We start from the raw sequence: 23982 nt of genomic DNA, 5'->3' as shown, positions 1-23982 counted from the left end.
GCGGTGCACGCACGCGCCGCGGGCCGGGGGTCAGCGCAGCGGATCGAGGAGGCGCAGCTCCTCGGGGCGCTTGCCGGTGGCGACCTGCTCGGCGAGCAGCCGCCCCGTGACGGGACCGTGGGTGAGCCCCCACATCCCGTGTCCCCCCGCCACGTACACGCCGGGCGTGCGGGTCGCCCCGACCAGGGGCGCGCCGTCCGGGGTGACCGGACGCGGGCCGACCCACTCGTCGGTGCGGCCCTCCCAGTCCACCCCGGCCAGGTGGGTGCGGGCCGACCTGACGATCGCCGCGACCCGCCGCCCCTCCATGGCCGCGTCCGGCGGCCGGAACTCCATCGTCCCCGCCACGCGCATCGCGCCCCGGTACGGCGTGCACGCCACCCGTGCCTCGGGGAGGTACACGGGACCGGGGACCGGGACGTCGGTGGGGACGGTGAACGAGTAGCCCCGGCCGGCGCGGACCCCGACCCGGACACCGTGGGCGCGGACGAGGCGGTCGAACCACGCGCCCGTCGCCACGACCGCGGCGTCGGCGGTCAGCCGCTCCCCGCCGGAGGAGCCCCGGGACCCGGCGAGGTCCGCGACGACCCCGCCTCCGTCGGGGCGGACGCCGACGGCCTCCGCGCCGCCCCGGACCTCGCCCCCGCGCTCGCGCACGGATGCGGCCAGGGCCCGGACCAGGGCGCCCGGGTCCACGTGGCGCTGCCCCTCCAGGCGCACCGCCGCGGCCACGCGGCCGGAGACCTGGGGGACCGCCTCGCGGGCCTGGTCGCCGGTGAGCACGGAGCGGTCCACGGACAGCCCCGAACGGGCCACGCGGTCGAGCTCGCGCAGCAGTGCGACGGCGGCGCCGGGCGAGCGGAACACCGCCGTGACGGGTGCGCGGACCCCGGTCGTCGCGACGCCCCCCTCGGCCAGGAGGTCGAAGGCGTCCAGGCACGCGGAGTTCAGGGGCATGTTGGCGCGGACCGCGCGCTCCCACGCGCTCCACCGGCAGTGCGCGGCGAAGCGGGCGAGGAAGGCCCACAGTCCGGGGTCGGGGGAGAGGGGGACCGACAGCGGCGCGGACGGGTCCAGGAGGGCGCGTGCGCCGTAGCGGAGGACGCCGGGCTCGTTCAGGGGCAGTGCGAGAGCGGGCGAGAGCCATCCGGCGTTGCCCCAGGACGCGCCGGAGCCGACGTCGCCGCGGTCGATGACGACGACCCGGGCGCCGTGCTCCTGGAGGAACCAGGCCGTGGACAGCCCGACGACCCCCGCGCCGACGACCAGCACCTTCCGTGCCCTGCCGCCGAGACCCCTGCCCGCCATGTCCGTGCCCTCCGTCGTCCGTGTGTCCGATTCCCAGACTGGTGCCCCGCCCGCACCCGGGTGTTGTCCTCAGAGGACAATACAAGGGGCTTTTGATGTCACGGCGGCACAAGGGGCGCGGCCGTGACAGTGGTGCTCCGGTGGTGCCCGGTGTCCTCGACGCCCTGCCCGGAGGCGTCGCCGGTGCGGCGCGAGGGACCGGTCCCGACGGCCTCGTGCCCGTGGCGGGGCCGGGCGCCCGGCCCCGCCACGGGCACGGGATCACGGCGGGCGGGCCGGGCCGCGTGTGTCCTCGGTGCCCCGCCCCGACCTGTGTGGGCGCCCGGTCGGGTCCCTCGTCCCTCCGGCGGTCGCCGCCGGCCGTGGGCGCCGGGGGCCCGGCTTCGTGCTTCCGGCCACCGAATGTTGAACTATGGTACAAGTAGTACGTTGGTTCAACTACTTCTGAGGGATGTGGCGGGCATGGGAAAGTCGGAGCGCGCCGGGTGGCGCGAGTGGACCGGTCTCGCGCTGCTGGCGCTGCCGACCATGCTGCTCGGGCTCGACGTGACGGCGCTCTACCTCGTCGTTCCGAGCCTGGCCGCGGACCTGGACCCGACCGCGACGGAGACGCTCTGGATCATGGACGCCTACGGCTTCCTCATCGCGGGCTTCCTGATCACGATGGGGACGCTGGGCGACCGGATCGGGCGGCGCCGACTGCTGATGATCGGGGCGGCGGCGTTCGGCGCGACCTCGGTCCTCGCGGCGTTCGCCCCCAGCGCCCTGTGGCTGATCGTGGCGCGGGCACTGCTCGGAGTGGCCGGCGCGACGCTCATGCCCTCGACGCTGTCGCTGGTCAGCACCATGTTCACCGACGTCCGGCAGCGGGCGCTGGCGATCGGCGTGTGGGCGACGATGTTCGCCCTGGGGATGGCGGCGGGCCCGGTCGCGGGCGGGGCGCTGGTCGCCGAACTCTGGTGGGGCGCGGTCTTCCTCGTCGCCGTGCCGGTCGCCGTGCTGGTGCTGGTCGCCGCGCCGGTGCTCCTGCCGGAGTACCGGTCCTCCGCCGGCCCGCTCGACCTGCCGAGCGTCGGGCTGTCCCTCGCGGCGATGCTGCCGACCGTCTACGCGGTCAAGCACGCGGCCGCCCACGGCGTCGATGCCCCGGCGGCGGTCGCGGTCCTCGTCGGCGGTGGCGCCGCGGTCGCTTTCGTCCGACGCCAGCTGCGCCTGAGCGAGCCGCTGCTGGACATGGGGCTCTTCACCGGCCGGGCCTTCTCCGCGGCCCTGTCCGTCCTGATGGTCGGCCTGGCCGGCTTCGGCGGAGCGATGTACCTCGTCACCCAGTACCTGCAGCTCGTCGCGGGCCTCTCGCCGCTGACGGCCGGGCTGTGGATGGGGCCGCCCGCACTGGCCATGCTCGTCGGCGCCGTCGGCGCCCCGCTCGTGGCCGTTCGCGTGTCGCCCGGCGTCGTCATGTCGGCCACCCTGGCGCTGTCGCTGTCCGGATACGCCCTGCTCTCCCTCGCGGGGGCCGACAGCACACCGGGAGTGATCACCGGATTCGCGTTCGTCTACCTCGGACTCGGGGTCATCGCCGCGCTCGGCACCGACATCGTCGTGGGCGCGGCGCCACCGGAGAAGTCCGGATCGGCGGCCGCGCTCTCCGAGACCGTTCAGGAACTCGGCATCGCGGCGGGGGTCGCGCTCCTGGGGAGCCTGACCACCGTGATCTACCGGAGCCGGGTCGAGGCCCCGCCCGGGCTGTCCCCCTCCGAGGCCGACGCCTACGGTGACAGCCTCCTCGGAGCCTCCTCCCTCGGGAACCAGCTGCCGGCCTGGGCCCTCGACCACGCGCGAACCGCGTTCACCGGCGGACTCAACACCGCCGCCGTGCTGGCCGGCCTCGCCGTGGCGGCTGCTTCGCTGGTCTGCTTCACGTCGCTGCGCCACCTCCGGCCCCTGGGCGACACCGCCCGTGAGGCGGAGCCGATAGCCTCGTCGGCAGGAACGGCGACCACTGGTGAGCGGGAAGATGGCGGCTGAACGAAAACCTGTCGACGGGCGCAGGCTGCGCGGTGAACGCCGCCGGGCCCAGATCATCGAGGCGACGCTCGCGATCGTCCGCCGCGACGGGGCCTCCGGCGTCACCCACCGCACCGTGGCCAAGGAGGCGGGCATCACCACCAGCCTGACCCTCTACTACTTCGCGACCCTGGACGACCTGTTGGTGGCCGCCCTGACCAGCGTCACGGACGAGTACACCCGCCGCATCCGCCGGCTCATCGAGTCCGATGACGACCCGATCGCCGGCCTCGCCCACCTCATCGCCGAATCCGCCGGCCCGGGCAGGGAACGCGCGCTCGCCGAACGGGAGCTGTCGACCCTGGCGGCCCGCCGCCCCGCCCTGCGGCCGGTGGCACGGCACTGGCGCGACAACGTCGCGGAGCTCGCCCGGACACGGACCGACGACCCCGCCGCGGTCGAAGCCGTCGTCGCGCTGTCCGACGGCCTGTGCGCGGCCATCCTCCTCGACGACCGAGAGGCCGACCCGGACCACATCCGGGGCGTCCTCGCCAGGGCGCTGGGGTGAACCCGCCCATGGGCCGCTGAGGACGTCGGCGAGTCCCGACCGGCGTCGCTGACGCCCTGCCCCGTGGCAGCCGGGGTCCCGTCCCGCGGTCGCGACCGCACCCGCCCTCCGCCCCGTGGAGGGCGGGGCCCGGTGTCCGGCGCCGTGCGTCCGTCCGCGCCGGCGCCCCGCCCCACGGCCGCACCCGCCACGGGGACCGGGCCGGTGCGGGCGGGGCCCCGGTCCCGGGCGGGCTCAGGGGAGGCGGCTGAGCACCTCGCCCGTGAACTCGTCCGTGCCCGCGGTCCCGCCCAGGTCGGCCGTGCGCACCGGCGAGGACGCCAGGACCTCCCGGACCGCGTCCATCACCTGCGCGCCCGCCTCGGCGTGGCCCAGGTGGTCGAGCATCATCGACGCCGACCAGATCGCGCCGAGCGGGTTGGCCAGCCCCCGGCCCGCGATGTCGGGGGCCGACCCGTGCACCGGCTCGAACATCGACGGGAACTCGCGCTCCGGGTTGAGGTTCGCGGACGGGGCCACCCCGATGCCGCCCGCGACCGCGGCGGCGAGGTCGCTGAGGATGTCCCCGAACAGGTTGGAGCCGACGATCACGTCGAACCGGGCCGGGTCCAGGACGATCTTGGCGGCCAGGGCGTCGATGTGCTCCTGGTCCCACGCCACGTCCGGGTGCGCGGACGCGCGCTCCGCCACCAGCTCGTCCCAGAACGGCATGGTGTGCACGATCCCGTTGGACTTGGTGGCGGAGGTCAGCCGTCCGCCCCGTCGGCCGGCCAGGTCGAAGGCGTACTCCAGCACCCGTTCGACGCCCCTGCGGGTGAACACCGACTCCTGGACGACCGTCTCCTCCGGGGTCCCCTCGAAGACGCGCCCGCCGACCTGCGAGTACTCGCCCTCGTTGTTCTCGCGCACGACCACGAAGTCGACCTCTCCGGGGAGCGCTCGGGAGACCGGGCTCGGCACCCCCTCCAGGACGGTGATCGGGCGCAGGTTGACGTACTGCCGGAACCCCCGCCGGATGGGGATGAGGAGTCCCCACAGCGAGACGTGGTCGGGCACCCCGGGCCAGCCCACGGCGCCCAGCAGTACGGAGTCGTGGTGCCTGATCCGGTCGAGGCCGTCCTCGGGCATCATCGAGCCCTCGGCCAGGTAGCGCTCGCACGACCAGTCGAACTCGTCGTAGGCCAGCGAGAGGCCGTGGTGGCGGCCGATCCGGTCCAGGACGGCGCGGGCGGCGGGCAGGACCTCCTTGCCGATCCCGTCGCCGGGGATCGTGGCGATGCGGTAGTGCTTCATGTCGTCTCCCGTGAGTGAGGGCCGGTGCGCCCGGCGGGGGTGCGGGGCGCCCGGCGGAGGGGGAGCTGTGGGCACGCGGGTCCCGCGGCGCGCGCGGGAGCCCGGCGGACGGCGGCTCGTTCCTGCACCGATCCCAGCAGCCGCGGGGGCGCGCGTCCAAGACCGTCTGCCGATACCTTTGATAGGCCAGGCCTATAAGGAGACGGGAGTTCGTCGTGGACGTCCGGCAGTTGGAGTACTTCCTGGCCGTGGTCGACCACGGCGGCGTGAACCGCGCGGCCACCGCCCTCCACCTGGCCCAGCCCTCGCTCTCCCAGGCGCTCCGGGCGCTGGAGCGGGACCTGGGCAGCGACCTCTTCCACCGGATCGGCCGCAGGGTCGTCCTGACCGGGGCCGGGCACGCGCTGGTCGGACCGGCCCGCGAGGCCGTGCGCGGCCTGGACCTGGCCCGCTCCGCCGTCGAGGCGGCCCAGGGGCTGAGGCGCGGCAGGGTGGACGTGGCGACCCTGCCCACCCAGGCGATCCAGCCGCTGACCGACCTGGTCTCGGGGTTCACGGCGCTGCACCCGGAGATGTCGGTGTCGGTCAGGGTGGCCCTGACCGCGCGCGACGCGGTCGACATGGTCCGGACCGGGGCGTGCGAGCTCGGCGTGGTGGCCACGGCGGGACCTCTTCCCGAGGCCGTGGTCCGCGTGCGCCCGCTGGTCCGGCAGGCCTTCGTGCTCCTGGCCCCGCGGGACGGCCCCTTCCGCGAGGGGGAGACCGTGCCGGTCGAGCGGCTGGCGGGCCGGAGGCTGATCGTGGGACAGCAGGGGTCGGGCATGCGCCGGTTCGTCGACGACCTGGTCGCCGACGGGCTGGAGGCCCACATCGCGGTGGAGACGGAGGACCGGCTCTCCGTCCTGCCGCTGGTACTGGCCGGCTCGGGGCTGGCCGTGGTGACCGACGCCTGGCGCGACCTCGCCGAGAGGGCGGGCGCGCTGGTCCTGGACCTGGTCCCCACCGGTCACCTGGACGTGGCGCTGATCAGCAGGCGCGGGCCCCTCACCGCGGGGGCGGAGGCCTTCGTCGCCCACGCGGTCGGCTGAGCGGGTCCGCTGTCCTCAGCCGGTCATGTCGAAGGCGGCGAGCACCTTCGTGGGGCGCACGCGCACCACGAGTTCGCCCGGGGCGCCGTTGCGCCGGCCGAACTCCTCCGCCTTGTCGGGCCCCATGTAGCGCCGTGCGATCACCGTCGCGGTCCGGACGAGTTCGCCGGGGTCCTCGGACACCGCGGCCTCGCCCTGGACCTGTACGAAGCCGAACGGCGCCTCCTCCAGGTCCACGACCAGCGCCACCCGCGGGTCGCGGGCGATGGCCCGCCCCTTCGCGGTCTCCTTGCCGGTGTTGAAGACGAGCTCGTCGCCCTCGACGGTGAACCACACCGGCGCCGCCAGGGGGCGGCCGTCGGCGGCGGCGTAGGCGAGCTTGCCCGTGCGGGTGCCTTCGAGCAGGAAGGCGCGGACCCGGGGATCGGAGATGGAAGTCACGGCGCAACGCTAACCCGGGCCCGTCCGGGAACGCCGCCGCGACACGTCCCACGCGTGTGCCCGCGCGCTGGGGAAACCACTGATATCTGTACGATCCACGCAGAGAAGGCGTCCGTGGTGGGCGACCGGGCAGGGGAGAGGGGTCGTCATGAGCGAGGTCGTGCCGGAGGGCGGGACGTGGCGGATCGGGGCCCGCGAGGGCGTCGCGCTCTCGGCCCGCTGGTGGAAGTGGGTGTGGTCCGCGCCGGAGGGGTGCGATCCCGTCAGGGACGCCACCGGCCGGCACGCCGCGCTCAACCAGCCGGAGGACCTGTGGTTCCTCGCCGGCACCTACGGGGGCAGGGTCGTGCGCCGGTGCGAGGTGCCCTCGGGGCGCCCCCTGTTCTTCCCGGTGCTCAACCGGCAGCACGCCTTCGAGTACTCCCAGGAGCCGGCGGCCATGCCGGTCGCGAGGGCCGAGGCGCACCTCAACGGCGTGCCCCTGCCGCTGGAGGAGTTCCAGGGGGTGTTCCGCAGCCCGCTGTGGGTCCGCAGGCACAGCTGGGGGCTGTGGGGCGCGGTCGCCCCCCTGAGCCCCGGAGCGTACGTGCTGGAGATTCGGGCGGACAGCGGCCGGGGCTTCCGGGTGGACACCACCTACCACCTGACCGTCGTCTGAGGCGCGGCGGCCGGCGCCCCGGGCCCCGTGCGGCGCCGTCCGGGGCGGGACCGGACCCGCCGGTCGGCCCGGGCCGACCGGCGCCGCGTTCGGGGGCCACCGGCGTCCTCCGGACGCCGGTCCGCTCCGGCCCCGCGGGGAGGCCGGTCAGACGCCCGACGGGACGAGGGCGTCGGCCCGGGTGGGGCCGGAGAACACCGCCTCCAGCGGAAGGCCCAGCACCTCGGCGAGCGCCCCCGGTGCGGCGGGGGCGGCGGAGAGGACCGGGGCGGCGGACTCCAGGGCCCGGGTGAGCCGCTCCTGCCGTGCCAGGCGCTCCGCGGCGCGGGCGGCGTCCGCGGGGCCCGCGCGGCGCCCGCCGGGCTCCCGGAGGGCGGGGTGGCCCGGCTCGGGCGCGTCGCCGGGGACGATCTCCAGCGGGGCCCCGTCCGGGCCCGTGTAGGCGGTGCACCAGCGCAGCCGGCCACCGGCACGCGCGGGCGCGTCGGCGTGCGTGACCACCAGCGAGTCCACCCCGCCGGTAGCCGCGAGCGCGTACCGGTGCGCCACGAGGTCGAGGTGGCCCACCCGGAACGGCCCCTGCCAGGGGTGGGTGCCGTTGTGCCGCTCCACGAGCCGCTCGCCCAGCGCGGGGTCCTCCGCCACCAGCGGTCCGGCGCCGTGCCGGGTGGTGAAGGTGCGCACCACGCCGATCCGGCGGGCGTCGCCCGGCCGCCCGGCCTCGGCCAGCAGGGCGAGCGGGTTCGCGGTGGTCGTGGTCGACCAGGTGGTGTAGGGGTGGAACCCGTGCCACTCGTCGAGGAGCACGCCCTGGGCGCCCTCGAACACCACGGGGGAGCGGGCCAGCAGGCCGGGCAGGTACTCCTCGTCCACCAGCCGCACCCGCCGCGCGAACGCCAGGTACGCGGACACGCACTCCTCGACGTCCGGTACCGGGCCGGCCTCCCGCGGAGCACCGCCCGAGCGGGCGGCCTCCCTCCGCACCGCCTCGAGGTGGTCGGCCAGGCGGCGCAGCTTGCGGCGCAGCAGCTCGGGGCGGTCGCAGTCGCCGGCGGTCGGCGCGTCCTCCGGGCGGGCCAGGGCGTAGGCCATGGCCTCGCCCACGCCCATCCCGCAGGAGCCGTGGCGGCCGGCGCCGCGCGCCCGCTCCCGCACCCGGTTCGCCTCCTGGTGCCAGGGCGTGCTGACCAGCGCCCGGCGGTCGACCGTGACCAGCGAGAACGGATCGGGGACCCCGAGTTCCGCGAGGTGCCGGGCCTCGGCCGCCAGAGCGAAGGGGTCCACGACCACGAGCCGCGACAGGTGGGTGGGGACCGGCCCGCCCGGGGCGAGGGTTCCCGCTCCGAACTGCGCGAACGTGTGGTGCCGGCCGTCGGGGGCGACGACGTTGTGCGCCGCCTGCGCGCCCCCGTTGGCGCGCACGACGGCGCCGAAGCGCCGCCGCGCGCACAGCAGGTCCACCGTCACGCCCTTGCCCGCGTCGCCGAACCCGAGGTCGACGACGACCGCGTTCCCGTCGGACCACCGCGGAGGAGTCCCCGTCACAGCCGGCCCACCCCTCCCTCGTCGGCCACCGCGGGGAGCCCGCCCGGAGCCGGTGCGACCACCACCGAGCCGCGCGCGGAGGACAGGGGGCGCAGCGCCTTGCCGACCGCCTCCCCGGCGTCCGACCCGGCCTCGGCCAGGTCCGCCAGCCCCTCCTCCAGGTCGATGGCCTCCTCGGCCAGCCCGACGGTGAGCGCGATGGTCTCCGACACCGCCTCGAGGTCGTCCAGGTAGATGACGTTCTGGCCCATGTGGGTGTCCCAGAACCCCCTGACCTTCGGGTCGCCGTAGTAGTGGCTGCCCGTGGGCATGATGAAGAAGACCTCGAAGCTGCGCCGCAGCTCGGCGAGGATCTGCGGGAACGGGATGTTCTCGGTGACGTCGTCGCCGATCACCTCGCGCACCTCGCGCGCCTTGACCGACCCGTAGGCCATCTCGTCGCCGATGACGAACAGGTAGCCGCGCCGTCCGCGCTTCTCCAGGCAGTCCATCGCGGTGTGCCGCGCCATGAAGTACATGGCCAGTTCGTAGGACTCGGTGGCCTGGCCGCCCCCTCCGCCCTCCAGCAGGATGTTGCCGAGGTCGTCCTCCAGCTCGTTCCCCGACTCGAACTGGCCGACCTGGAGCGGCGCCCGGTCGCAGGTGGCGTCGCCGATCCCGCCGAACAGGATCTGCGGGTCCTCCACGTACCCCTTGCGCAGCAGGAGTCCGAACAGGTCGGGCAGCTTGGTCTGGAGGACGCGGGGCACGGTGCCCATGGAGCCGGTGACGTCGAACAGCACGGAGATGGCGAGCGAGTTGGGGTGCTCGTCGGAGTCGCGGCTCTCCCGGACGCCGGCGTCCCGGGGGTCCAGGCTCGGGTGGGTCTTCCACTTGCTGCGGGGGGTGGAGGCGAGCACGTCGTCGGTGTAGCCGAAGCTGCTGGACCCGACGGAGGAGTTGTACGCCTGGCGCGCGTGGTAGGCGTCGGTGGACCAGTTGCTGTTTCCCATGGGTGGGTCTCCTTCTGAGGGGACGGGAGCGGCCGGGGAGGGGCCGCGGGTCGGTGCCCTAGCGGGCGGGGGCGGTGGGTGGAGAGGGTTCCGGCATGTGGAACGGGCGGAACCGGCGCGGGCCGAAGACGCGCTCCAGCACGTCGTCGAGTTCGCAGAGCAGGGCGAACCCGTCGCGGGGCCGCCGCTCGGGCGCCGGCAGGGTGCATCCGCGCGCGAAGGAGCGCAGTTCCCGGGGCAGGCGCCCCGCGGTGACGAACTCGACGCACCGGGTGGCCATGTGGACGTCGGTCTGCGGCACGGCCGGGCGTCGCGCGGCCACCTCGGGCGGGTAGAGGTCCTCGCGGCCCGGCACCATGGCCGGGACGTGCGGTGCGGTGCGCGACGCGTGCGAGGTCACCGAGTAGCACCAGTCGACCAGCACCAGCCCGTGCTCGGCGGGGTGGACCAGCACGTGCTCGGGCACGACCGCGCCGTGCACGACCCCTGCCCGCGCCGCGTTGCCGACGGCCACCAGCAGGCGGCGCCACATCCACGCCGCGTCGCGGGGGTCGACCCCGTCGGGGTAGGCCCGCCGCACGTCGGCGAGGGTGTGGAAGCCGTGCAGCCGCCCCAGCACGTTCGCGCGGCGCTCCACCCCGGTCGCGGCGTCGCGGTGCTTGAACGAGTCCACCAGCTCGGGGACGAACGCCCGGTAGTGCTCGTGGCCCTTCTCGCGCATGCGGCGCAGGGCGGTCGCCTCGGCCTCCATCAGGTCGTTGTCGCGGGGGGACCGGGGGAGCTTGAGCACGGCGTCGTGCCACTCCCCGTCGCGGTAGCGGACCGGGTGCAGGTCGGCGACGTCCCCCCGGGCCAGGCGCCCCGCCGCGACACGGTAGGCGCGCTTCCGGGTGGTGAGGGTGAGGTCGTCGAAGCGCAGGTCCCCGGCGGCCATCTCCCGGTACAGGGCCCACAGCCGTGTGAGCCGGGTGAAGGCCTCCGAGGCCTCCGCGCGACGGCTCCCGGGCGCCGGGTCGGGGTGGACCAGGCGGGCCAGGCGGCGGTACTCGGCGGTGGCGGCCGGGGGGACGGCTCCGCCGCCGACCGGCACGGGGCCGAACAGCGCGGCGGGGTCCTCGGCCAGGGAGACGGTGCGCAGGGCCGCGTCGAACGCCGCGGTGTCGTGCTGTTCCGTGCTCATCGGTCCCTCCCTTCTCGTACGTGGCGCGCGGCCCCCGGAGCGGGGACGACGGCGGGGCGGCTCCGGGGCGGGTCCCGGCGCGGTCGGGACGCCCCGGTCACTGGGCGCTCCTCAGCAGGGGCGGGTGCAGGAGCGCGGCGCCGCCGGCCCGGTACAGGCGGGCGCGGCGCCCGCCTCCGGAGCCGCCGTGCTCGGCGAGTTCCCCGGTGTCCTCCACGAACCCGGGGGTGGCGAGGATCTTGCGGTGGAAGTTGGCGGCGTGCAGGGTGCGCCCCCACACCGCCTGGTACACCTCCCGCAGCGCCGTGATGGTGAAGGCGGACGGCAGGAACGCGGTGGCCAGGGCGGTGTACTCCAGCTTGGAGCGGGCGCGTTCGACCGCGTCGGCGAGGATCCGCCCGTGGTCGAACGCGAGGTCGCGGCCGGCCCGGGAGCCCTCGCCGTGCCCGAGCTCGCTCCACGGGACCCAGGCGGCCTCCTCGGTGTCCCTGCCGCTGTGGGGGTCGGGCAGGTCGGGGGCCAGGAGCATGTGGGCGACCGAGAACACGCGCATGCGGGGGTCGCGCCCCCGCGCCCCGTAGGTGCCCAGCTGCTCCAGGTGCAGTTCGGTGGGGAGCCGGGTCTTCTCCGACAGCACGCGCAGGGCGGCGTCGGGCAGGTCGGGGTCGGCGGGGCCGTCCGGCCCGTCCTCCGCGCGGACGAACCCGCCGGGCAGCGCCCACCGGCCGCGCTGCGGGTGGGCGGCGCGCCGTGTGAGCAGTACGTGGGGGGTCCCCGTCCGCCGGGACCCGGTCTCCCCGGTCCCGGCCTCCGGGCGGATCGTGAGGGCGACGACGTCGACGGTGACCGCGGCGGGGGCGAAGGCGTGGGGGTCGTAGCCGGAGAGGAACCTGCTCTCCGGTTCGTCGTGCTCGGGCGTCCTGTCCTCGGTCACGTGCGGGTCCTCGTTATTCTCAATCTGAGTTTTTCTCTGTCTGAGAGGAACTTAGCACGCGGTCCTGCCCCCGTCCACCCCTTTTCCGCCCCCCGTGCCCGGGGCCGGGTCCTTCCGGGCGGCCGAGCGCAGGAGCAGCCATGCCGCGGCCGCGAACCAGGTCAGCCCGACCGTCAGGACGACCCGCTGTCCCAGGCCGTGGAAGCCGTGCTCCGCGGACGCCATGAAGGCCGCGAAGAGCGGCGGGACGAGGGCACCCGTGGCGCAGCAGTACGCCACCCACGCCCGCCGTCCCGGTTCGGCGGCCAGGCGCCACGCCATCGCCAGGGGCGCCGCCGTGAGGGCGGCGTGGAAGGGCAGCACGTTGACCGCGTGGACCGTCCCGGCCGGGGTGGTCGCGCCCGCCGCCCCGACCCCCGCGGGGTCGGTCGGGAACACGCCGGCGACGACCAGGCACGCCCCTGTCAGGGCGGTCAGGGCCGGCAGCGCGAGCGAGCTCCGGCCGGTGGGCGCCGCCCTCCGCACGCCGAGGGAGAAGGCCAGCAGGAGGAGGCCGGTGGCGATGAAGTTGGCCGTCTGTATCCAGCCCCTCTCCCCGAGGGCGAGTTCGCTGCCGAACCGGTGGAGCGGATCGTAGTCCGGGCGGTACGCCCCCTCGGTGAGGAGGACCGGGACGAACAGGGGGGCGGCGGCGCCGCAGGCGAGGAGTGCGCGGGTGAAGCGGTCGGCGGGGGGTGCCATGCCTGTCTCCTTATCAGTGGTAAGTCCTTATCACTGCTAAGCTACCTTAGCGGTGATAAGCTCCCTGTTCCGGAGGCAGAGCACAGAGGGCGGTGTGATGGTGGACCGGCGGACGATCGTCGAGGCGGCACTGGAGCTGCTCGACGACGAGGGGCTGGACCGGTTGACCGTCCGGCGGCTGGCCGAGCGCCTGGGCGTGAAGTCGCCGGCGCTCTACTGGCACTTCCGCGACAAGCGGGAACTCCTCGACAGGATGGCCGAGCACCTGCGCCCGCCACGGAGTCCCCCGGGGCCCGGGGAGGACTGGCGCTCCTGGTCGCTGCGCCGGGCCCGGGAGCGCCGGGCCGCGCTGATGTCCCACCGCGACGCGGCCCGGGTCGTGGCAGGCAGTCGCGCGGGGGAGGCCACCCTCGCCGACTTCGACGCCGAACTCGCCGTCCTGGTCGGCTTCGGCTTCGGTCCCGTGCGCGCCGTTCGCGCCGCGGTCCTCGTCGACCACTACGTGGTGGGCTCGGTCCTCCAGCAGCAGGCCGACGCGCAGCGCCACGCGGCCGCGGGGGAGACGCCTCCCGAGGACCTTCCCGAGGAGGCGCGGGCCGCGCTGACCGGAGCGACGCCCACCCTGGCCGCGGCGCTCGCCGGAGGAGGGGACCCCGGTGGGGACGAGGCCTTCGAGGACGGCCTGCTCATGATCGTCGACGGCATCGCTGCCGGCCTCGAACGGGACCGGACCGCCTGATCCGCAGGGAGATCGCGCGGGGCGTGGCGGTCCGGCGGGGGAGGCGACACGCCCGGGCGGACGGACGGCGGGGGTCGGCGCCCACCGCTAGCATGGTGCGAACGGACGTTCGAGGACATGCGCGAAGACGAGCGAGGGTGGGCGGAGTGCGAGTGTTGGGGATCGACCCGGGGCTGACCCGGTGCGGTGTCGGTGTCGTCGAGGGGGCCATCGGCAAGCCGCTCACCCTCCTCGGAGCCGACGCCGTCCGCACCAGTCCCGACACCGAGCTGCCCCAGAGGCTCGTCGGCATCGAGCGCGGGATCGAGGAGTGGCTGGACCGGTTCCGACCCGACGCGGTCGCCGTCGAACGGGTCTTCGCCCAGCACAACCTCAGCACGGTCATGGGCACGGCCCAGGCCAGCGGCATCGCCCTGGTGTGCGCCGCGCGCCGGGGCCTGCCCGTCGCCCTGCACACACCGAGCGAGGCCAAGGCCGCCATCACCGGCAGCGGCCGCGCCGACAAGGCGCAGGTCGGCACCATGGTGGCGCGTATCCTCGGACTCGACGGCCCTCCCAGGCCCGCGGACGCGGCGGACGCCGTCGCCCTCGCCATCTGCCACATCTGGCGCGGCGGGGCGCAGGCCCGGGTCGCCCAGGCCGCACAGGACTTCGCCCGCAAGGTGGAACTCGCCCGCCGCACCCGCGGCCGCTAGCTCCCCGCCCCCAGGAAGGAGAAGGGCACCGCCCCCCGGTGCCCGCACGAGATGATCGCGTTCCTCACCGGCCGGGTGGCCGCACGCGGCGCCGGCAGCGCCGTGATCGACGTCGGCGGGGTCGGCATGACCGTCCAGTGCACCCCCTCCGCCCTGTCCCGGCTCCACGTCGGCGAGACCGGCACCGTGTCCACCAGCCTCATCGTCCGCGAGGACTCCCTGACCCTGTTCGGGTTCGCCGACGACGACGAGAGGCACCTGTTCGAGCAGTTGCAGACCGCGTCCGGGGTCGGACCGCGACTGGCCCTGGCGATCCTCTCCGTCCACAGCCCGGCCGGCCTGCGCCAGGCCGTGGCGACCGAGGACACCGCTGCCCTGACCCGCGTGCCGGGCATCGGGAGGAAGGGCGCGCAGCGCATCGTCCTGGAGCTGGCGGGCAAGCTGGAGGCGCCCGTCCTCACCGACGGCACGCTGCCCCCCGCGGAGGGGGCCCCTGCGGGGGCGTCCGACGCCGCCCGGCGCGCGCAGGTCGTCTCCGGCCTCGTCAACCTCGGCTGGTCGGCCAAGGACGCCGAGGCCGCCGCGGCCGCCGTCACCGCCGAGTCCGCGAGCACCGACGTCGCCGTCCTGCTGCGCACCGCCCTGCGCAGGCTCAGCCGCGCCTAGGAGGAAGGCACCCCATGCACGAACCGTACGAGTCCGGCGAGGCCCACGGGGCCGCCCCGTACGAGCGCGAGGCGGTCTCCTCCGACGCCAGCCTCGACGACCGCCAGGTCGAGGGAGCCCTGCGCCCCCGCGCCCTGGACGAGTTCGTCGGGCAGGAGCGGGTGCGCGAGCAGCTCTCCCTGGTGCTCGACAGCGCACGGAGGCGCAACCGGGCCCCGGACCACATCCTCATGTCCGGCGGCCCCGGCCTGGGCAAGACCACCCTGGCCATGATCATCGCCGCCGAGATGGGCGCCCCGCTGCGCATCACGTCGGGCCCGGCCATCGAGCGCTCCGGCGACCTGGCGGCCGTCCTCTCCACCCTCCAGGAGGGCGAGGTGCTGTTCCTGGACGAGATCCACCGGATGGCCCGGCCCGCCGAGGAGATGCTCTACGTCGCGATGGAGGACTACCGGGTCGACGTCGTGGTCGGCAAGGGCCCCGGCGCGACCGCCATCCCCCTGGAGATCGCCCCGTTCACCCTGGTCGGGGCCACCACCCGGGCGGGCATGCTGCCCGCCCCGCTGCGCGACCGGTTCGGTTTCACCGCGCACATGGACTTCTACTCCCCGGACGAGCTGGAGCTGATCCTGCACCGCTCGGCGGGCCTGCTCGGGGCTCCCCTCGCGGAGGACGCGGCCCGGGAGATCGCCGGGCGCTCGCGCGGGACGCCCCGTATCGCCAACCGGCTGCTGCGCCGGGTGCGCGACTACGCCGAGGTCCGGGGGGACGGGCACCTGTCGCTGCGGACCGCCCGCGCCGCGCTCGAGCTGTACGAGGTCGACGGCCTCGGCCTGGACCGGCTGGACCGCGCCATCCTCGACGTCCTCATGCACCGCTTCCGCGGCGGCCCCGTCGGCCTGTCCACGCTCGCGGTGTCGGTGGGGGAGGAGGCGGAGACCGTGGAGGTCGTCGCCGAGCCGTTCCTCGTCCGGTCCGGCTTCCTGGCGCGCACCCCGCGCGGCCGGGTGGCCACGCCGCAGGCCTGGGCGCACATGGGCCTCACCCCGCCGCCGGACGCCGCGTTCGGCGCGGGGTCCGCCGGTCCCGCGTCCGCCGGGGCGGCCGCGCCCGGCACCGCCGCGGGAGCCGGCGCCGGGGGCGGCGCCTCCGGGGCGACGCCCTGACCGGACGGTCCGCGGCGCCTCCTGACCGGGCGGGCTGACAGGGGGCGTCGCACCGGGCACAATGGGTCCCGCGTGTGTGAAACGGGGCTGAACCGTTAACACTCCGATCTCCGGCGGTGGGGGATCGGTGACCGGCGCCACGTAAACTTTGGACGAATCAGCCGATACGGGGCAGGGCTCCGTACGTGTTGTTCGACACCGGCGGAACGAGTCGGCCGCCCCGCGCGTTGTACGTGCCGGGTGTGGTCCGGATCGTTCCGGGTTCGGGCGACACGAAGAAGGTGGCCGCCGGCAGTGCCCCACCGGCACCCGCGGACCACATGACGAAACGTCAGGAAGGACGCCCCCGTGCAGGGCCTTTACCATCTCGCCGACGCAGCAGAGCCCACGGGCGGGCTTCTCGGCATGCTCTTCCCGTTCCTGATGATCATCCTGGTCTTCTGGCTGCTGTTCTGGCGCCCGAACCAGAAGCGCCGCCAGCAGGAGGCGCAGATGCAGAGCGCGCTGGCCCCGGGCGTCGAGGTGATGACCAAGGCGGGCATCTTCGCGACCATCGTCGAGATCCACGAGCAGGACGTCCTGCTGGAGATCGCCCCCGGCACGCGGATCCGCATGCTCAAGGCCGGTGTGGGCGAGGTCATCACCCCCGCCGCGGACGACACCCCGGTCGAGGACCGTCCCGACTTCGGCGACGACGACAAGCCCAAGGGCTGAGGCCCCAGGCCCCGGCGGGGTCCACAGACTTCGGTACCGGCCCCCCTCCGGGGCCGGTACCGCCGTGTCCGGCCCGGACGCGACCGCCCCGACACCACAGCAGAAGGTTCCACCGCACATGCCCCACGACACCGCGACCGCGGACGGCGCCCCGAGCACGGAGCTCATCGAGGCGCAGATCCGCGACATCCCGGACTTCCCGCACGCCGGCATCCTGTTCAAGGACATCACGCCGCTGCTCAACCACCGGGAGGCCTTCGCGGCCGCCGTGGACGGCCTCTGCGCGCCCTACCGCGGGCTCGGGGTGGACCACGTGGTCGGGCTGGAGGCGCGCGGCTTCATCTTCGGGGCGCCGGTCGCCATGGAACTGGGCGCGGGCTTCGTCCCCGCCCGCAAAGCGGGGAAACTGCCCGCGCGGACCATCGACCAGTCCTATGATCTGGAGTACGGGACCGCGACCGTCGAGATCCACGCCGACGCGATCGTCCCGGGCAGCCGCGTGCTCATCGTCGACGACGTCCTCGCCACCGGGGGCACCGGCAGGGCCGCGGTGGACCTGGTCCGCAAGGCGGGTGGTACGGTCGTGGGATTCTCCGTCCTGATGGAGCTCTCAGCGCTCCACGGCCGCGAGAAGTTGCCCGATGTGGAGCTGCACGCCCTCCTCTCGGCCTGACCCCGAGCCGCGCCGAGCCAGGCGCCGCCGCCGCGGGAATGCGCGGCGGTTCGTCACCGTTGACGTACTCCACCACGGGGTGTGACGCGTTTGGTGACCCGGGTCACCCGTTGTCGTACCTGGTGGGGTGGGGTCGGGGGCCGAACACTAGACTGGTGGGAGAGGTACCGCGGCGACCATGTCACGACTGGCCCTGATGACACGCACGTGCACCGGTGGAGCCGGGCGGCGCTGACGGCGCCCGCGCCCCCGGGCGAATCCGCGGGAGGTAGGCATGCCAAGCGAAGTGGTTTCGACCGGGGCGGTATCCGCGAGCGAGCCGCGGCGGCCCACCGTGCCGGGAGGGCACGCGGACGGCACCGGTGTGCCGTCCGCGGACGCAGGACCACAGGAGGACCGCCCGGAGGGCGCCGCGACCGGAGCGGCGCCCTCCGACGTCTTCGGGGATGGGACGCCGAGGCATCCGGCGCCCTCCACGACGCCCTCCACCGTGCGAGTACGCAGAAGGCTCGCCCGACTCGGCGCCCAGCGGGGAGTGACGATGAACCCGGTGCTCGAACCACTGATCAAGACCGTGCGGGCCACCCACCCCAAGGTGGACGTGCGGCTGATCGAGCGCGCCTACGAGGTGGCGGCCCACCACCACCGCGAACAGAAGCGCAAGAGCGGCGACCCCTACATCACCCACCCGCTCGCGGTCGCCACGATCCTCGCCGAGCTGGGGATGCAGGAGGCCACCCTCGCCGCCGCGCTGCTGCACGACACCGTCGAGGACACCGACTACTCGCTGGACGAGCTGCGCTCCGACTTCGGCGACGAGATCGCCGAGCTCGTCGACGGCGTCACCAAGCTCGACAAGGTCAAGTACGGCGAGGCCACCCAGGCCGAGACGGTGCGCAAGATGGTCGTGGCGATGGCCCGCGACATCCGCGTCCTGGTCATCAAGCTGTGCGACCGGCTGCACAACATGCGCACCCTGCGCTACCTGCCGTCCAAGGCGAAGAGGGAGAAGAAGGCCCGCGAGACCCTGGAGATCTTCGCCCCGCTGGCCCACCGGCTGGGCATGAACACCATCAAGTGGGAGCTGGAGGACCTGGCGTTCGCCACCCTCTACCCCAAGCGCTTCGACGAGATCGCCCGCCTGGTGTCCGAGCGCGCCCCCCGGCGCGACGTCTACCTCCAGGAGGTCATCGAGGCGGTCTCGGGCGACCTGCGCGAGTCCAAGCTCAAGGCGACCGTGCGCGGGCGCCCCAAGCACTACTACTCGATCTACCAGAAGATGATCGCCCGCAACTGCGGCTTCGACGAGATCTACGACCTCATCGCCGTGCGGGTCCTGGTGGACAGCGTCCGCGACTGCTACGCGGCCCTCGGGACCATCCACGCGCGGTGGAACCCCGTGCCCGGGCGGTTCAAGGACTACATCGCGATGCCCAAGTTCAACATGTACCAGTCGCTGCACACGACGGTGATAGGGCCCTCGGGCAACCCGGTCGAACTCCAGATCCGCACCAGGGCGATGCACCGCCGGGCCGAGTACGGCATCGCCGCGCACTGGAAGTACAAGGAGGACCGCAACAGCGGCCCCGAGGCCAGGCCCAAGGGCAGCACGGACATGCAGTGGCTGCGCCAGCTCATCGACTGGCAGCAGGAGACCAAGGACCCGGGCGAGTTCCTGGAGTCGCTGCGGTTCGACCTGTCGGTGCAGGAGGTGTTCGTCTTCACCCCCGACGGCGACGTCATCCCCCTGCCCCAGGGCGCCACCGCCGTCGACTTCGCCTACGCGGTCCACACCGAGGTCGGCCACCGCACGGTCGGGGCCAGGATCAACGGCCGCCTCGTCCCGCTGGAGAACGAGCTGCACAACGGCGAGACCGTGGAGATCCTCACCTCCAAGACGCCCGACGCCGGTCCCAGCCGGGACTGGCTGAACTTCGTCAAGAGCGCGCGCGCCCGCAACAAGATCCGGCACTGGTTCACGAAGGAGCGCCGCGAGGCGGCGATCGACCAGGGCAAGGACGAGATCGCGAAGGTGATGCGCAAGCAGGAGCTCCCGGTCAAGCGCCTGTTCAGCGGCGAGGCGCTCATCGCCCTGGCCGGCGACCTGCGCTATCCGGACGTGGACTCCCTCTACGCGGCCGTGGGCGAGCACCAGGTCAGCGCGCAGAGCGTGGTGGCCAAGCTTGTCGACTCGCTGGGCGGGCTGGAGAGCCACACCGAGGACATCGCGGAGTCGTCCCTGCCCACCAAGGCGCCGCGCCAGCGCCAGGCGGGCAACCCCGGCGTGGTCGTGGAGGGCGACGCCGACGTGTGGGCGCGCCTGTCCAAGTGCTGTACGCCGGTCCCCGGCGACGAGATCGTCGGTTTCGTCACCCGCGGGAACGGCGTGTCCGTGCACCGCGAGGACTGCGTGAACGCCGCGACCCTGGACACCGAGCGCATGGTCAAGGTGGACTGGTCGCCCACCGAGGACTCGATGTTCCTGGTGGCGTTGCAGGTGGAGGCGCTGGACCGGTCCCGCCTGCTCTCCGACATCACGCGGGTGCTGTCCGACCAGCACGTCAACATCCTGTCCGCGACCGTCCAGACGAGCCGCGACCGGGTCGCCCAGAGCCGGTTCACGTTCGAGATGGCCGACCCCGCCCACCTGGGCAGCGTGCTCCGCGCCGTCCGCGGCGTGGACGGCGTCTACGACGTCTACCGGGTCCGCAACTAGGGGTCGGCGGGGAGACGGCGCGCACCGGCCCGCAGGTCCTCGCGGGCGGCGGCCGCCCCGGACGGAGGGAGGCCCCGGCCGCGCCCTCGCGGGCCGGCCGGGGCCTCCTCGTGTTCCCGCGCCCGGTGTCAGATCCGGATCGTCGTGGAACGCACGATCTCGAAGACCGGGTGCCGGTCGGCCTCCTCCGCGAACGCCTCGTCCGGGGCGTCCGGCGGCGCGTCGAAGTACGGCCCCACGACGGCGGCCCGCGGGTGGTTGACGTACTCCTTGAGCAGGGGTCCCGCCTCCTCGTGCCCGAGTTCGCGCACGCTCACCAGTTCGATCCAGCCGCCCTGGCGCAGGGTCGCGAACCCGTCCTCGCGGATGTTGCGCACCCAGTCGACCTCGCCGTACGGGGACACCAGGAACCTGCCCCGGTCGCTGTCCAGCACGTCGAGCGGGACGGTCCGCAGGAAGCCCGACTTGCGCCCGCGCGTGGTGAGCAGGTGGGTCGCGGGCGTCCCCAGGCCGTACTTGACCAAGCCGCTGACGAAGGCGTTGGCGACCCGCCGTACCCGCGTCATCTCGAACCGCTTCGTCGGTTCGTTCACCATCTCGGCAACTCCCTCGATCGGATGCTCCCCATTGTGGTGGTTCCGGGCGGCCGACGACACCGGCGGAGGGCCGTGATCCCGCCTCCGGGCCGCTCCGCCCGTGCCGCTGGCCCCCGCTCCGCCCCGCCTCCCGGGGCGCCGTGCGGACCAGGGGGCCCGGAGGGCACGGGTCAGCGGAAGGCGGAGATCCCGGTCACCGCCTGGCCGATGCTGAGCGCGTGGATCTCCTCGGTTCCCTCGTAGGTGGCGACCGTCTCCAGGTTCACCATGTGGCGCATCACCGGGTACTCCAGGGTGATGCCGTTCGCGCCGTGGATTCCGCGCGCGGTGCGCGCGACCCGCTGGGCCGCGGCCACGTTCGCGAACTTGCCGAAGCTCACGTGGTTGTGGTGGCAGTCCCCCCGGTCCTTGAGGCGGCCGATCCGCAGCGCCGTCATGCCCGCGTGGTTGACGTCCACGACCATGTCGGCGAGCTTGCGCTGGGTGAGCTGGAACCCGCCGATCGGCTGCCCGAACTGCTCGCGTGTCGCCGCGTACTCCAGGGCCGCCCCGTAGCAGGCGCGCGCGGCGCCGACGGCGCCCCACACGATGCCGTAGCGGGCCTCGTTCAGGCACGACAGGGGCGCCCCCAGCCCCTTCGACGCGGGCAGCACCGCGTCGGCGGGCAGGCGCACGCCCTCCAGGACGAGTTCGGAGGTGATGGACGCGCGCAGCGACAGCTTCTTGTGGATGACGTTGGCGGAGAACCCGGGGGTGTCGGTGGGCACCACGAACCCGCGGACGCCCTCCCCGGTGGCCGCCCACACCACGGCCACGTCGGCGACGGACCCGTTGGTGATCCACATCTTGGTGCCGTCGAGCACCCAGTCCGTGCCGTCCCTGCGGGCGCGGGTGCGCATGGAGCCCGGGTCGGAGCCGGAGTCGGGCTCGGTCAGCCCGAAGCAGCCGACGGCCTCGCCCGCCGCCATCCTCGGCAGCCACGCGTCCTTCTGCTCCTCGGAGCCGAACTTGTGGATGGCGGCCATGGCCAGCGAGCCCTGCACGGACACGAAACTGCGCAGACCCGAGTCGACGGCCTCCAGTTCGCGGCAGGCCAGCCCGTAGGCCACGGCGCTGGAGCCGCCGCAGCCGTACCCCTCCAGGTGCATGCCCAGGAGCCCGAGGTCCCCGAAGGCCTTGGCGAGCCCGCGCGGGTCGGGCAGGGTGCCGGCGTCGAACCACTCGGCCACGTTCGGCAGCAGTTCTCGCGAGGCGAAGCCACGCACGGCGTCGCGGACGTCCCGCTCGGTGTCGGACAGTTCGGCGTCGAGGGCCAGGAAGTCGTGCGGGTCCGGGGCGGCGGGCCTGCGGGAGTCGCTCATGGGTGGGTGTCCCTTCGTGGTGCGTCGGCCGGTGCGGCCTGGGGCGGGGTTGCGGGGGCGGTCCGGCGGCCGACCGCCGGCACGGGGCCGGGCTCCTGGACGGCCCCGCGTTCGACCATGGCGTCCACGCGCGCCGCGTCCACGCCGAGTTCGGCGAGGATCCGGCGGGAGTGCTGTCCCAGGAGCGGCGGGGCCGTGAGCGGCGGTGGGGCGCTCTCCAGCCGGAACCCCGCCCGGACCTGTTCGATCGGCCCCGCCGCGGGGTGCTCCACGGTGCGCAGGACGTCGTCTCCGGCGGCGTCGGCCGTGCGCAGCGCGTCCAGCACCCCGCGTACCCGCCCCACGGGGACCCCGGCCCCGACCAGCAGGTCCATCCAGTGGTCGGCCGGCTCGGCGCGCAGGACGGCCGACAGCTCCCCCACCAGTTCGTCGCGGTGGGCCACGCGTCCCGGGTTGGTGGCGTAGCGCGGGTCCTCGGCCAGGTCGGGGCGGTCCAGTGCCCGGCACAGCCGCTGGTACAGGGCGTCGTTTCCGGCGGCGACCACGATCTCGGCGTCGGAGGCCGGGAAGACCTGGTAGGGCACGATCGTGGTGTGGGCGTTGCCGACGCGGGCCGGCTCCGCCCCCGTCACGAGCGCCTGCTGTGTGAGGTTGACCAGGCCGGACAGCGTGGAGTTGATCAGCGACGCGCTGACGTTCTCGCCGCGGCCGGTCGCGCGGGCCCTCGTCAGCGCCCCGAGGATGCCGACGGCGGCGTTGAGCCCGGTCAGCACGTCGGTGAGGGCGACCCCCACCTTGCTCGCCGGTCCCTCGGCCGGGCCCGTGGTCGCCATCAGGCCGCTCTCGGCCTGCACGACGATGTCGAACCCGGGGCGGGCGGCCGGCTCGTGCTCCGGGCCGAAGCCGCTCACGGAGCAGTAGACGACGGCGGGGTTGCGCGCGCTCACCGCCTCGTAGCCGAGCCCGAGCCGGTCGATCACGCCGGGGCGGAAGTTCTGGACGACCACGTCGGAGGACGCGCACAGCTCCTGGACGGCGGCCAGGCCCTCGGGGTCCTTCAGGTCCACGGCCAGGCTGCGCTTGTTGCGGTTCACCGACAGGAAGTAGGCGGCCTCGCCGGGGCCCCCGCCCCCGTCGGCGGGGCCCGCCCAGGGCGGGCCCCACGCCCGGGTGTCGTCGCCGCGGCCGGGCTGCTCGACCTTGACCACCTCCGCGCCCATGTCGGCGAGGAGCATGGTGGCGTACGGGCCCGCCAGGACGCGGGAGAGGTCGGCGACGCGCACCCCCGCCAGGGGCAGCGGGGCGGCCGGGTCGGAGGGGTCGGGCGCGGGGTCCGCGCCGGATCGGGTGTCGGTCACGGGGGTGTCACTCCTCGGAGTCGGCGCCGCCGGGCAGCTGGTCGCCCTCCCGCAGCTGGTAGTAGGACTCCAGGCAGCGGCGCAGGGCCGTGGTCAGCGCGGCGCCGGACTGGCCGGCGTACCGCGTCTGCACCCGGCTGACCAGATCGGCGATGTCCTCGGTGACCGAGGCCCCCTCGACCAGGGCGCGGAAGAAGTCCTTGCCCAGGTCGGTGAGCAGGGTGGTGTCCGCGGCGACGATGCGGCCGTCCGCGGTGTCCACGGCGAGGACGACGCCGAGCCGCTGGTACTGGGAATGGCTGGCCACGGAGTCGGGAAGACGGGCGTAGCCGGAGATGAGGACAACCCTGGGGTTGCGGAGAACCTGCTGGATACGGTCGTCGCCGTGCAACGGACACACCTCTCGCTCGCGGGCATGCGAAAACTCCAACGCTCTGGAGTCTCGCGCCTGGAGGGCGGCCGGGGGACACCGGGCGCCCGCAGCGTGAGGGCAGGCACCCCAAGTATGTCCTGACCGGTTCGGCGGCTGTCAAGCGGGGCGCG

23 protein-coding genes are annotated in these 23982 nt (G+C 74.4%); 11 read left to right on the top strand and 12 right to left on the bottom strand.

The genetic code is table 11. From position 1 onward, the window contains the following. Positions 1 to 30: 30 nt before the first annotated feature. Entirely contained in the window at positions 31 to 1308 is a 1278-nt protein-coding gene (locus ACQPYD_RS24525) for an NAD(P)/FAD-dependent oxidoreductase (protein WP_433697877.1), read from the bottom strand. A 462-nt stretch (positions 1309 to 1770) separates the two neighbouring features. On the opposite strand from ACQPYD_RS24525, the gene ACQPYD_RS24520 reads away from it, so the two are divergent. Together ACQPYD_RS24520 and ACQPYD_RS24515 are read left to right on the top strand one after the other, a co-directional pair. Then, entirely contained in the window at positions 1771 to 3336 is a 1566-nt protein-coding gene (locus tag ACQPYD_RS24520) for an MFS transporter (protein ID WP_433697876.1), read from the top strand. After that, the gene (locus tag ACQPYD_RS24515; protein ID WP_433697875.1) at positions 3326 to 3883 is read left to right on the top strand and encodes a TetR/AcrR family transcriptional regulator; all 558 of its coding nucleotides are present in this window, start codon (positions 3326 to 3328) and stop codon (positions 3881 to 3883) included. Before ACQPYD_RS24520 ends, ACQPYD_RS24515 begins: the two co-directional genes overlap by 11 nt. Before the next feature lie 234 nt (positions 3884 to 4117). Here ACQPYD_RS24515 and ACQPYD_RS24510 read toward each other — a convergent pair whose 3' ends face one another. After that, positions 4118 to 5176: a tartrate dehydrogenase gene (locus tag ACQPYD_RS24510; RefSeq protein WP_433697874.1), complete on the bottom strand. Its 1059-nt coding sequence runs from the start codon at positions 5174 to 5176 to the stop codon at positions 4118 to 4120. A 215-nt stretch (positions 5177 to 5391) separates the two neighbouring features. Between ACQPYD_RS24510 and ACQPYD_RS24505 the strand changes: the two genes are divergently transcribed. Next, positions 5392 to 6264, top strand: coding sequence for a LysR family transcriptional regulator (locus tag ACQPYD_RS24505; RefSeq protein WP_433697873.1), 873 nt, complete (start codon positions 5392 to 5394; stop codon positions 6262 to 6264). Positions 6265 to 6279: 15 nt separating this feature from the next. Here ACQPYD_RS24505 and ACQPYD_RS24500 read toward each other — a convergent pair whose 3' ends face one another. Further along, a complete protein-coding gene (locus ACQPYD_RS24500) occupies positions 6280 to 6705 on the bottom strand; it encodes a PPOX class F420-dependent oxidoreductase (RefSeq protein ID WP_433697872.1) in 426 nt (141 codons plus the stop codon). A gap of 148 nt (positions 6706 to 6853) precedes the next feature. Here ACQPYD_RS24500 and ACQPYD_RS24495 point away from each other — a divergent pair, with 148 nt between their 5' ends. After that, positions 6854 to 7363 (top strand): hypothetical protein, encoded by a 510-nt coding sequence (locus ACQPYD_RS24495; protein WP_433697871.1) that lies wholly within the window; start codon positions 6854 to 6856, stop codon positions 7361 to 7363. A gap of 147 nt (positions 7364 to 7510) precedes the next feature. Here ACQPYD_RS24495 and ACQPYD_RS24490 read toward each other — a convergent pair whose 3' ends face one another. The 5 genes from ACQPYD_RS24490 to ACQPYD_RS24470 form a co-directional block, all read right to left on the bottom strand. Beyond that, positions 7511 to 8908 (bottom strand): adenylosuccinate synthetase, encoded by a 1398-nt coding sequence (locus tag ACQPYD_RS24490; RefSeq protein WP_433697870.1) that lies wholly within the window; start codon positions 8906 to 8908, stop codon positions 7511 to 7513. Continuing rightward, positions 8905 to 9900, bottom strand: coding sequence for a hypothetical protein (locus tag ACQPYD_RS24485; RefSeq protein ID WP_433697869.1), 996 nt, complete (start codon positions 9898 to 9900; stop codon positions 8905 to 8907). The genes ACQPYD_RS24490 and ACQPYD_RS24485 overlap by 4 nt, the downstream gene beginning before the upstream one ends. 58 nt (positions 9901 to 9958) lie before the next feature. After that, on the bottom strand, positions 9959 to 11080 hold the full coding sequence (locus ACQPYD_RS24480) for a J domain-containing protein (protein ID WP_433697868.1): 1122 nt from the start codon (positions 11078 to 11080) through the stop codon (positions 9959 to 9961). A 97-nt stretch (positions 11081 to 11177) separates the two neighbouring features. Continuing rightward, on the bottom strand, positions 11178 to 12014 hold the full coding sequence (locus ACQPYD_RS24475) for an NUDIX hydrolase (protein ID WP_433697867.1): 837 nt from the start codon (positions 12012 to 12014) through the stop codon (positions 11178 to 11180). A 51-nt stretch (positions 12015 to 12065) separates the two neighbouring features. Beyond that, complete coding sequence (locus ACQPYD_RS24470; RefSeq protein WP_433697866.1) at positions 12066 to 12755, bottom strand: DUF998 domain-containing protein; 690 nt, start codon at positions 12753 to 12755, stop codon at positions 12066 to 12068. Between the two features lie 97 nt (positions 12756 to 12852). Here ACQPYD_RS24470 and ACQPYD_RS24465 point away from each other — a divergent pair, with 97 nt between their 5' ends. The 7 genes from ACQPYD_RS24465 to ACQPYD_RS24435 all read left to right on the top strand — a co-directional run bounded on the left by ACQPYD_RS24465 (position 12853) and on the right by ACQPYD_RS24435 (position 20124). Continuing rightward, positions 12853 to 13494: a TetR/AcrR family transcriptional regulator C-terminal domain-containing protein gene (locus ACQPYD_RS24465; RefSeq protein WP_433697865.1), complete on the top strand. Its 642-nt coding sequence runs from the start codon at positions 12853 to 12855 to the stop codon at positions 13492 to 13494. A 146-nt stretch (positions 13495 to 13640) separates the two neighbouring features. Beyond that, positions 13641 to 14189 (top strand): crossover junction endodeoxyribonuclease RuvC, encoded by a 549-nt coding sequence (ruvC, locus tag ACQPYD_RS24460; RefSeq protein WP_267950462.1) that lies wholly within the window; start codon positions 13641 to 13643, stop codon positions 14187 to 14189. Between the two features lie 51 nt (positions 14190 to 14240). Next, positions 14241 to 14855, top strand: coding sequence for a Holliday junction branch migration protein RuvA (gene ruvA, locus ACQPYD_RS24455; RefSeq protein ID WP_433697864.1), 615 nt, complete (start codon positions 14241 to 14243; stop codon positions 14853 to 14855). 14 nt (positions 14856 to 14869) lie between these two features. Further along, on the top strand, positions 14870 to 16021 hold the full coding sequence (gene ruvB, locus ACQPYD_RS24450; RefSeq protein WP_433697863.1) for a Holliday junction branch migration DNA helicase RuvB: 1152 nt from the start codon (positions 14870 to 14872) through the stop codon (positions 16019 to 16021). Positions 16022 to 16369: 348 nt separating this feature from the next. Next, entirely contained in the window at positions 16370 to 16735 is a 366-nt protein-coding gene (gene yajC / locus ACQPYD_RS24445; RefSeq protein WP_330160450.1) for a preprotein translocase subunit YajC, read from the top strand. A 118-nt stretch (positions 16736 to 16853) separates the two neighbouring features. After that, positions 16854 to 17408 (top strand): adenine phosphoribosyltransferase, encoded by a 555-nt coding sequence (locus ACQPYD_RS24440; RefSeq protein ID WP_267945868.1) that lies wholly within the window; start codon positions 16854 to 16856, stop codon positions 17406 to 17408. A 541-nt stretch (positions 17409 to 17949) separates the two neighbouring features. Beyond that, the gene (locus ACQPYD_RS24435; RefSeq protein ID WP_330160452.1) at positions 17950 to 20124 is read left to right on the top strand and encodes a RelA/SpoT family protein; all 2175 of its coding nucleotides are present in this window, start codon (positions 17950 to 17952) and stop codon (positions 20122 to 20124) included. 128 nt (positions 20125 to 20252) lie between these two features. Here ACQPYD_RS24435 and ACQPYD_RS24430 read toward each other — a convergent pair whose 3' ends face one another. The 4 genes from ACQPYD_RS24430 to ACQPYD_RS24415 form a co-directional block, all read right to left on the bottom strand. Further along, positions 20253 to 20720, bottom strand: a complete 468-nt coding sequence (locus tag ACQPYD_RS24430) for a nitroreductase/quinone reductase family protein (protein ID WP_433697862.1) — start codon at positions 20718 to 20720, stop codon at positions 20253 to 20255. A 170-nt stretch (positions 20721 to 20890) separates the two neighbouring features. Then, a complete protein-coding gene (locus ACQPYD_RS24425) occupies positions 20891 to 22081 on the bottom strand; it encodes an acyl-CoA dehydrogenase family protein (RefSeq protein WP_433697861.1) in 1191 nt (396 codons plus the stop codon). After that, positions 22078 to 23439: a CaiB/BaiF CoA transferase family protein gene (locus ACQPYD_RS24420; RefSeq protein ID WP_433697860.1), complete on the bottom strand. Its 1362-nt coding sequence runs from the start codon at positions 23437 to 23439 to the stop codon at positions 22078 to 22080. The genes ACQPYD_RS24425 and ACQPYD_RS24420 overlap by 4 nt, the downstream gene beginning before the upstream one ends. Positions 23440 to 23446: 7 nt before the next feature. Next, a complete protein-coding gene (locus tag ACQPYD_RS24415; protein ID WP_433697859.1) occupies positions 23447 to 23830 on the bottom strand; it encodes a DUF3870 domain-containing protein in 384 nt (127 codons plus the stop codon). Between the last annotated feature and the right edge of the window lie 152 nt (positions 23831 to 23982).

This window comes from Nocardiopsis sp. CA-288880 (genome assembly GCF_050955985.1).
Classification (GTDB): Bacteria; Actinomycetota; Actinomycetes; order Streptosporangiales; family Streptosporangiaceae; genus Nocardiopsis; species Nocardiopsis tropica.
Note: the sequence above shows the minus strand (reverse complement) of the source record. Positions and strands in the feature narration are given on the sequence as shown.